The sequence below is a fragment of the Bradyrhizobium sp. CCBAU 45384 genome (assembly GCF_028128665.1).
Classification (GTDB): Bacteria; Pseudomonadota; Alphaproteobacteria; order Rhizobiales; family Xanthobacteraceae; genus Bradyrhizobium; species Bradyrhizobium manausense.
Genome location: NZ_LBIZ01000005.1, coordinates 410 through 2458, shown reverse-complemented (window position 1 = coordinate 2458; position 2049 = coordinate 410). Strand labels below are relative to the sequence as shown.

Genomic DNA, 2049 nt, shown 5'->3' with positions numbered 1-2049 from the left:
GACTTGGCCCGCATGCTGGCGGGCAAGCCGTACGAGGCTCCCGACGAAAAGCTTCCGAGCGAATTGAAGGACTTGGATTACGATCAGTACCGTTCGATCCGCTTTTTGCCCGAACGGGCGCTTTGGCGCGACAAGAATCTTCCATTCGAGGCGCAGTTCTTTCATCGCGGCTTCTTCTACAAGAACAAGGTGACGATCTTCGAGGTCGCCGACGGAAAGGCAACCGAGTTCAAGTACCGCAAGGCGGACTTCTCGTTCGGCGAGAAGGTCCCGGCGTTCGAAGACATCGATCTCGGGTTCGCCGGCTTCCGCATACACTCGCCCATAAACCGCCCCGACTATTACGACGAGGTCTGCGTCTTCCTCGGCGCGAGCTATTTCCGCGCCGTGGCCAAGGGGCAGACGTACGGGCTTTCCGCCCGGGGGCTTTCGATCGATACGGGTGAAGCCAAGGGCGAGGAATTTCCGCTCTTCAAGGCCTTCTGGCTCGAGCGGCCGGCACCGGGTGCGACCTCGCTGGTGATCCATGCTCTGCTCGATAGCAAAAGCTGCGCAGCGAGCTACCGGTTCACCGTGCGGCCCGGGGACACGACGGTGTTCGATGTCGAGATGTCGGTTTACCCGCGAGTCGAAATGCAGCGCGCCGGCCTCGCACCCATGACCAGCATGTTTTTCTACGGCCCGAACGACCGCAACGACATCGACGACTTCCGTCCGTCCGTCCACGATTCCGATGGGCTTGCGATCTTCAACGGAAAGGGCGAAAGCCTCTGGCGCCCACTCAGCAACCCTCGCGATCTGCAGATCAGCACCTTTCAGGATCTCAATCCGCGGGGGTTTGGCTTGATGCAGCGCGAGCGAAATTTCTTCGCCTACCAAGACATCGAATCCGGCTTCGAGAAACGCCCAAGTCTGTGGATGGAGCCGATCGGTGACTGGGGCGAGGGCGGCGTCATGCTGTTCGAGATCCCGACCAAAGAGGAAGTCCACGACAACATCGCCGCGTTCTGGCGGCCCAAAACCCCGCTCCAGGCTAAAGGCGAACACAACTACACCTATCGGCTGCATTGGGGACCGGATAGCCCAAAACCGCATTCGCTCGCCAGATTCACCCGAAGCGGAATCGGCGCGAGGGGTGAGGACGCGCGCCTCTTCGTGCTCGATCTGGTCGGCGACAACCTCAAGGGCATCGATCCTGCGGCCGTCAAGGGCGTGGTGACGGCGGAGAAGTCCGAGGTGAAGAACATCGTGACGCAGCCCAACCCGTACACCGGCGGCTGGCGGCTCAGCTTCCAGTGCCAGGTGAAAGGCGAGCCGATCGAGCTGCGCGCGTTTCTCACCCAAGTCGACAAGCCCTTGTCGGAAATCTGGGTCTACCGATGGGCACCCTGACTGCTCCGCAGCCGATGGCTGGCGATATCGCGACCCAGCGCCTGCTGCCGCGCGAGGCCCCGCTTCCGATGGCTGCTGGTGACCTCGGAAAGAGCCGGATACCGGACCGTCTTCCTGCGGCGGCTGTGCCCGCGTTGGCCTGGCGACGCGGCGTCATCCTTGTCTCCACGGCGGCGCTTACGGGAGCGGGTGGCTACGAGATGTATCGCGTGCTGCAGGTCGGCGGCGTTACCATCCTCGAAGCCATGGTGCTGGCGCTCTTCTTGGTTCTGCTCGCTTGGGTCGCCTTTTCTTTCGCGTCTGCATTGGCCGGCTTCTTTGTGCTGCTGGCCCATCGTCCGGACGGGGACGGCCCGGCGACGGAGCTGCCTGCCGTCGCAAGCCGCACTGCTATGCTGCTTCCCACCTACAATGAAGACCCGCACCGATTGACGGCGCGGCTTCGCGCGATCATCGAATCCTTGGAGACGACATCGCACGAAAAGCTGTTTGACTGGTACGTTCTGAGCGACAGCACTGATCCGGACATCTGGGTGGCCGAAGAAAAAGCCCTGCTCGCGTTGCGACAGGCCGTTGGAACGCGGCTGTATTATCGCCACCGGGCCGACAACACGGCGCGGAAAGCCGGTAACATCTCCGACTGGATCACGCGGTTCG

Annotated in this window: 1 protein-coding gene and 1 pseudogene; both read left to right on the top strand. The window is 62.1% G+C overall.

The window, feature by feature from the left end:
• Positions 1-1392: glucan biosynthesis protein G (locus XH80_RS00570; protein ID WP_271596910.1), on the top strand; the 1392-nt coding region annotated here is incomplete at its 5' end.
• Positions 1380-2049, top strand: a pseudogene (locus XH80_RS00565) (glucans biosynthesis glucosyltransferase MdoH); the annotation flags it as partial. The gene XH80_RS00570 and the pseudogene XH80_RS00565, both read left to right, overlap by 13 nt.